Below are 7,490 nucleotides of genomic sequence, written 5' to 3' on the forward strand. Positions count from 1 at the left end.
GCCCCAAACATTATTGGGTCGATCGAAGAAACTACCATTGAATACGTTGGTCGCTGGCGAATTTCGCCATTTGGAATATCAAAGCTAAGGCCTAAAAACATCGGGCCATCACGACCCCAATTAAACACAAACTTTTGCAAGCCCTGCAATGACCCGCTTTGAATACGGATAGTATGTCTGATTCATCTTGGTGCTTAAATTGGTTTAAAAAATAATTAGGATAAATTATTTGCTTTCCCAAAAAAACTATATAACTAGTACCCTAGTTATATAGTTTTTTTGAAAGAAGCTTAAAATGGAACTTGCGTGGGCGGCTAGAGGATTCGCGGCAGCTGGTGCCGAACCTCGGTTAGAAGTTCTCTTGGACTTAGTTCGGGCAGGCCCGCAAGGTTTAACAGTAGGGGAAATTCAGGAACGTCTGAATATGCCAGCATCTACGTTAGCCCATCACTTGCGGTTTCTAAAGTCGGCCAACCTCATTGAACAGGAAAAGTATGGCCGCACAGTTATCAATCGTGCCCGATTTGATTATATAGAGGATCTGGCTCAATTCCTTTTAAAAGAGTGCTGCACCGAATCGGCCTCCCTTTATAAGGGAACCGGATAACACCAGCATATAATTTCCACGAAACTAATTTGGAACCTGAATAATGTCAGAACTCGTGCTCCAAGGATTTCGCAATATTCACCGCAATATAGAGTGGATCTACTCTGTATGGTTTTTAATAATCTTGGTGCCCTTGTCCATATGGTTTTTAGATCCAACTAATATCCTGCCGTTTGTTGAAACAGCGTTTTTCGCACTCTCGAACACCCTCCCTTATATCGCAATAGCAGTGCTGCTACTCGGGTATCTGAAAGCAAGCGGAGCGGAAACAGTTGTCGCGAAAGCATTCGAGGGCCGTGAAAGTCGAATGATCGTAATGGCTGCACTTTTTGGCGGATTAGCTCCTTTTTGCTCCTGCGAGGTTATTCCTTTTGTGGCGGGCCTACTCGCCGTCGGCGCTCCCTTATCCGCTGTAATGGCTTTTTGGCTTTCCTCACCCTTAATTGATCCTCCGACCCTATTGATCACTGCAAGCGCGTTAGGCTGGACCTTTTCCATTGCAAAAGCGATTGCCGCTGTTGCTCTGGGGCTCATAGGTGGATTTGCGGTGCGGCACATCCTGACAGCAAAAATCTTTTCGAACCCGCTGAAGCCTGGGACATCATTTGGGGGGTGCTGTGGAGGCCCTGCACCATTTTCGGGAACTCCGAGATGGCCTTTTTGGAAAGAGCCAGAACGACGAGAAATTTTTGCCAGACAGTCCTTAGAAAATGCTTTTTTCCTTCTGAAGTGGCTTTCTTTCGCTTATCTTTTAGAAGCCGTGCTAATACATTACGTGCCGGCTGAAATTATTGCCATTGCTGTTGGGGGTGATGGAATTCTCCCAATTATTACAGGAGCTATGGTCGGTGCTCCAGCCTATGTGAATAGCTATGCCGCTCCTCCTTTAGTCGCCGGACTGGTTGAGCAGGGGATGACGCAGGGTGCCGCTATGGCCTTTATGATTGCTGGTGCAGTTAGCAGCATTCCTGCCATGGCCGCAGTTTGGTCGCTAGTTAGAGGCCCTATTTTCTTGGCTTATCTGGGGCTTGGCATCTCGGGAGCAATACTGATTGGCAGTATCTTTCAATTCATGGTTTCATAAAATACGCGTCTGATCACTCTTCACAAAAGTATAAAATTAATAAGGGGTCCTTACTTCCTTTATAACTCAATAAACAAAGCCATTCCCCAACTTATTCTCATTTTCCGCTAAATAAATTAACATCCTTGGGTGGCATTCTTCCCTGAATGCTTTAATCTAGTCCCTCTGTGGTGCAGAAAATTGATGGATTAACAGTAATCTTTAAAAATATTTTATGAGTAGCTTTCTGAGCATTTCCAGTGCCACCGGTGGAGAGAGCCATTGACAAAAAAGCCTCTTGATTTTGATTTCAGTGATAGGATGAAAGATGAGTGCGGTGTTTTTGGCATTTTTGGCCACCCAGACGCTGCCGCCATAACGGCTCTTGGCCTTCACGCCCTCCAACACCGCGGACAAGAGGCTGCCGGTATTGTGACATTCGATGGGCAACATTTTTTTGCTGAACGTCGTCTGGGCTTGGTTGGCGACAACTTTACACGACCCGAGATTTTAAAACAGCTCGGTGGAAATTCAGCGATCGGTCATGTCCGCTATTCAACAATCGGTGATACTATACTCCGCAACGTACAGCCTCTTTTTGCTGATCTGGCTGGCGGGGGTTTTGCAGTTAGCCACAATGGAAATCTCACTAATGCACGAACATTGCGAACCCAACTCGTTGCAAATGGTTCTATCTTTCAGTCCACATCCGATACTGAAACCATCATGCAGCTCGTTGCCCTATCAAAAAGAGAGGGCACAATATCTCGGTTGATTGAAGCACTTTTTCAGATCGAGGGAGCTTACGCGCTTACTATTTTGACAAATAAAAAACTTATTGGCGTTCGTGATCCGCTAGGAATACGACCATTGGTACTCGGCGAACTGAATGGAAGTTATATTCTGGCTTCGGAAACCTGTGCCCTTGATATGGTTGGCGCCAAATTTTTAAGAGAAATTGAAAATGGTGAAATAGTAATAATTACTGATAAAGGAATTGAAAGCCTCAAGCCTTTCCCTAAACTGAAGCCGCGCCCGTGTATTTTTGAATATATTTATTTTGCCCGACCAGATAGCAATTTAGCCGGCAAAAATGTCTACGAATGCCGGAAATCACTAGGGCGTCAACTGGCGATCGAGGCTAAGGTCAACGCAGATATGGTTGTTCCCGTTCCTGACAGTGGCGTCCCTGCGGCTATTGGCTATGCGGAAGTTTCAGAAATTCCTTTTGAATTAGGGATAATAAGAAATCATTACGTCGGCCGAACCTTCATTGAGCCCTCGCAAGCTATTCGAGCACTTTCAGTAAAACTTAAGCACAACGCGAACCATTTTCTTCTTAAGGGCAAAAGAGTAGTCTTAATCGACGATTCGATTGTAAGAGGCACCACATCTACAAAAATTGTTCAAATGGTTCGGGATGCTGGCGCTTCTGAAGTCCATATGCTTATCGCGGCTCCGCCAATAACACATTCCGATTTTTATGGGATTGATACCCCGGACAGAGAACAACTTCTAGCCGCAACCCACTCGACAGAAGAAATGAACGACTACATTGGCACTGACAGCCTTGCATTTCTTAGTATTGATGGCGTGTATAAAGCAATGGGACATAAAGGTGGTCGCAACCCTGAAAACCCTGAATTTACGGACCACTGTTTCACTGGCGATTATCCAACACTCCTGCGCGACCAAAATAATGATAAAAATATTCGACAGCTGTCGTTTTTATATGAGCCCCATTAATCAAAACAACCATGAGAAAAAACGATAGAGCCGCATTTATTTTGGATAAATTAAATAAGATCTATCCAGACCCAAGTATTCCGTTGCAGCATAATAATATCTTTGAATTACTCATTGCAGTACTCCTAAGTGCACAATGCACAGACGAACGGGTCAACAAGATCACACCACTGCTTTTCTCTAAGGCCAACACGCCTTTCAAAATGAGAAGACTGGAGCTCGAGAGTATTTATAATATAATCCGCCCCTGCGGGTTAGCCCCCCAAAAGTCCAAAGCAATCCAAGAATTATCTAACATTCTCGTTGATAGTTTTGATGGCAAAGTGCCAGAAAGCTTTGACGAACTAGAAAAATTACCCGGTGTAGGCCATAAAACGGCAAGTGTTGTAATGTCCCAAGGCTTTGGCCAACCGGCATTTCCTGTAGATACCCACATTCATCGATTAGCCCAACGATGGGGCCTGACTGATGGCAGAAGCGTCAAACAGACTGAAACCGACCTAAAAAACGTCTTCCCAAAAGACGCATGGAATAAACTGCACCTTCAAATAATTTATTACGGCAGAGAATTTTGCACAGCAAGAAGCTGCTATGGGCTCGTATGCATCATTTGTAAAAACTGTTACCCAAACAGAAAAAACCCTGTACAGACAAGAAAACCCTGATTAATTCCTAATTTTATCATTTAAACTCCTGCATACATAATTTTCCCAGGAAAGCCTTGCAGGGTGTTCGCAATAGAAATTGTCCAAACGCCTGGAGATAGATATCTTAACTAACGAACAAATCATTATTTAACGGATAATAAAGAATCCTGGGAAAACATGAAACGAGGTTACGATGTCTGAACTTTCAAGACAGGAATCCGATAGTTTTGGATCACTAGAGGTCCCAAACGATAAATACTACGGCGCGCAGACTGCTCGTTCGCTTATTAATTTCCCAATTGGTGAAGAAACTATGCCTAGTGCGCTAGTGCATAGCCTGGGTGTAATCAAGCAAGCTGCTGCTCGCGTTAACGCCAAGCAAGGGCGGCTTGACCCAAAAATAGCCAAAGCCATAGAGCAGGCTGCTGACGAGGTAGCAAACGGAAAATTTGATGAACATTTTCCGCTTGTTGTCTGGCAAACCGGGTCAGGAACTCAGACGAATATGAATGCAAATGAAGTTATCGCAAACCGAGCCATTGAAATATTAGGCGGTCAAATCGGCTCCAAAAACCCAGTCCATCCAAACGATCATTGCAATATGAGCCAGTCGTCAAATGATACCTTTCCGACAGCCATGCATATCGCTGCCGCACTGAGCATTAATCGTGATCTGCTCCCCGCACTGGAAAAGCTCAAACTGGCTTTAGATCAAAAGGTCAAAGACTGGGCCGACATTGTTAAAATTGGCAGGACCCATACACAGGACGCAACGCCCCTCACTCTCGGACAAGAGTTTAGTGGGTATTCAGCTCAATTAGAAATGGGGATAAGTCGCATCAGAGAAACAGTCCTTGGGCTTTATAATCTGGCACAGGGTGGAACAGCCGTTGGGACAGGGCTTAATGCTCCTAAGGGTTTCGATGTAATGTTTGCAACGGAAGTAGCAAACATTACCGAGGCACCATTCAAACCAGCCCCGAATAAATTTGAAGCACTCGCTGCAAACGACGCTTATGTATATGCCCACGGAGCCATTAACACAGTAGCTGTATCACTATTCAAAATTGCCAATGACATCCGGTTTCTAGGTTCTGGCCCACGGTCAGGCTTGGGTGAATTGTCTTTGCCAGAAAATGAACCTGGGTCTTCAATAATGCCTGGAAAGGTTAACCCCACGCAGACGGAAGCGCTGACAATGGTTTGTGCTCAGGTTCATGGAAATCATGCTACAATTTCATTTGCTGGGAGCCAGGGGCACTTTGAGCTTAATGTTTTCAAACCTGTAATGGCCTATGCAATGCTTCAATCTATAAAACTGCTGTCAGATGCATCACATAGCTTTGCTGAGCGCTGTGTCACTGGTATCGTGGCCAACGAGATCACAATCACAAATCTGATGGAAAGATCCTTGATGTTGGTAACTGCGCTGGCGCCAGCTATTGGTTACGACAAAGCAACGAAAATCGCCAAGGCTGCGCATAAAAATGGAACCTCACTTAAAGAAGAAGCTCTAAACCTGGGATATGTCACAGAGAGTGAGTTTGATTCCTTGGTACAACCAAAGCAAATGATAGGTCCAAGCGATTGAGAAGGGAAACTCTATAGGATAGCAAAAACACTCTCAAAAAATAGGGTGCAACTCTGGGAAACGCCATTCTAATCTCAAGGAAAACTAGTATGAATATTTTGCCCATTATTGATGCAGCAGAAAAGGAGATGCAGGATATCTACGAGGATCTTCATGCCCATCCCGAACTTGGGTTTGAAGAGGTTCGTACAAGTGCAATAGTTGCTGAAAAGTTGCGTGAATTTGGCGTTGATGAAGTTCACACCGGGCTCGGGAAAACAGGCGTTGTTGGCATTATCCAAGGCAAGTCGCAGGGTAATCGACGTGTTGGCTTACGTGCGGATATGGATGCACTACCCATTGATGAAATCAGTTCAGTTCCTTTCTCCTCTACAAAGCCCGGAATAATGCATGCGTGCGGCCATGACGGCCATACCACCATGCTACTTGGTGCGGCCAAACATCTTGCAAAAACACGTGAATTTGACGGCACGGCAGTCCTTATTTTTCAGCCGGCCGAAGAGGGACTTGGCGGTGCACGTCAAATGATAGCGGATGGCCTATTTGAAAAATTTCCCTGTGATGAAATCTTCGGCATACACAATTCACCAAATGGTAAGCCTGGGACTTACGGAATTTGCAAGGGTGCGGCAATGGCAGGGGCCATGTTCTTTGATGCGAAAATCACGGGGTGTGGAAGCCATGCAGCGGCGCCACAAAACTCTAAGGATACGATTGTTATTACCTCATCTCTGGTTAGCCAACTTCAGACCATCGTTAGCCGTAATATAGCCCCTCTGGATAATTGTGTTTTATCGGTGACCCAGGTGCATGCCGGAAGCGCCTATAACATAGTCCCTGAAAACGCCCACATTTCTGGCACAGTACGTTATTTTAAAGACGAAGTCTGCGCACTCGCTATGGAGCGAATGAAAATGATCTGTGACGGAATTTCAACAGCCTATGAGATTGAGGTCAACCTCGATATGCGGAATGTCTTCGACACCCTGATCAATGATGAAGAACTTTCAGATGCATATATAGACGCTGCAGCGGATGTTTTACAGCAAGAAATAGAGCCTGATATTTCCTTACCTGTAATGGGATCTGAGGACTTTGCCGATATGTTACGGGTTGTACCAGGGGCTTATATTAGAATTGGACACACGGGGACAGTCGGCCTTCACAATCCATCCTTTGTACTCGGCCAGGAGGTTTTACCTATTGGCGCATCGATTATCGCCCGGATACTTGAAAAGCGCCTTCCGCTGAGACCCTAAAGTATCTTCTTGGTAAAGTCCCCCGAATGATACAAAAAGGATGAAGGGGGACGCATCAGTCATATTTAATTTAATCTTTAAAAATCCAGCTAACGTCAAAATTGTTTTAATTGATTATTTTAATGGGAGTCTAATAGAAGCCCCTTACATTGGATGGCTAAGGTAGACAGCAATGCCAAAAAACTATTTAAACCAAATTCTGAATGCCCGCGTCTACGATGTTGCGGTGGAAACACCGCTTGAAGCAGCAATGGGATTAAGTGCGCGTCTGAACAACAACGTCCTCATTAAGCGGGAGGACTTGCAACCAGTCTTTTCATTTAAAATTCGTGGTGCATATAATAAAATGCTGCAACTTGATACCAAAGAACGAAAACGTGGCGTGATCGCAGCCTCTGCAGGGAATCACGCCCAAGGTGTCGCGTTGGCCGCAAGCAAGCTAAGCATTCCGGCTACTATTGTCATGCCTCAAACAACACCACGAATCAAAATCGACGCAGTTAGCAACTGGTCGCCACGGGTGGTCCTCCATGGCGATGATTATCAAGAGGCCTATACCAAGTCGCTCGAAATCGCT

7 protein-coding genes are annotated in these 7,490 nt (G+C 45.1%); all 7 read left to right on the forward strand.

All coding sequences use genetic code 11. From position 1 onward, the window contains the following. Positions 1–295: 295 nt before the first annotated feature. A complete protein-coding gene (locus VX941_09875) occupies positions 296–607 on the forward strand; it encodes a metalloregulator ArsR/SmtB family transcription factor (protein MEE2933714.1) in 312 nt (103 codons plus the stop codon). A gap of 43 nt (positions 608–650) precedes the next feature. After that, positions 651–1,691 carry a permease gene (locus VX941_09880; GenBank protein ID MEE2933715.1) on the forward strand — a complete coding sequence of 347 codons (1,041 nt, stop codon included), beginning with the start codon at positions 651–653 and terminating at the stop codon, positions 1,689–1,691. A gap of 300 nt (positions 1,692–1,991) precedes the next feature. Continuing rightward, positions 1,992–3,416, forward strand: coding sequence for an amidophosphoribosyltransferase (purF, locus tag VX941_09885; protein ID MEE2933716.1), 1,425 nt, complete (start codon positions 1,992–1,994; stop codon positions 3,414–3,416). An 11-nt stretch (positions 3,417–3,427) separates the two neighbouring features. Beyond that, the gene (nth, locus tag VX941_09890) at positions 3,428–4,081 is read left to right on the forward strand and encodes an endonuclease III (protein MEE2933717.1); all 654 of its coding nucleotides are present in this window, start codon (positions 3,428–3,430) and stop codon (positions 4,079–4,081) included. A gap of 175 nt (positions 4,082–4,256) precedes the next feature. After that, positions 4,257–5,654: a class II fumarate hydratase gene (gene fumC / locus VX941_09895; GenBank protein MEE2933718.1), complete on the forward strand. Its 1,398-nt coding sequence runs from the start codon at positions 4,257–4,259 to the stop codon at positions 5,652–5,654. An 89-nt stretch (positions 5,655–5,743) separates the two neighbouring features. Further along, on the forward strand, positions 5,744–6,913 hold the full coding sequence (locus VX941_09900) for a M20 aminoacylase family protein (protein ID MEE2933719.1): 1,170 nt from the start codon (positions 5,744–5,746) through the stop codon (positions 6,911–6,913). Positions 6,914–7,085: 172 nt separating this feature from the next. Next, on the forward strand, positions 7,086–7,490 hold a 405-nt coding region (locus VX941_09905; protein ID MEE2933720.1), incomplete at its 3' end, for a pyridoxal-phosphate dependent enzyme.

Source organism: Pseudomonadota bacterium (assembly GCA_036339585.1).
GTDB lineage: Bacteria > Pseudomonadota > Alphaproteobacteria > UBA8366 > UBA8366 > UBA8366.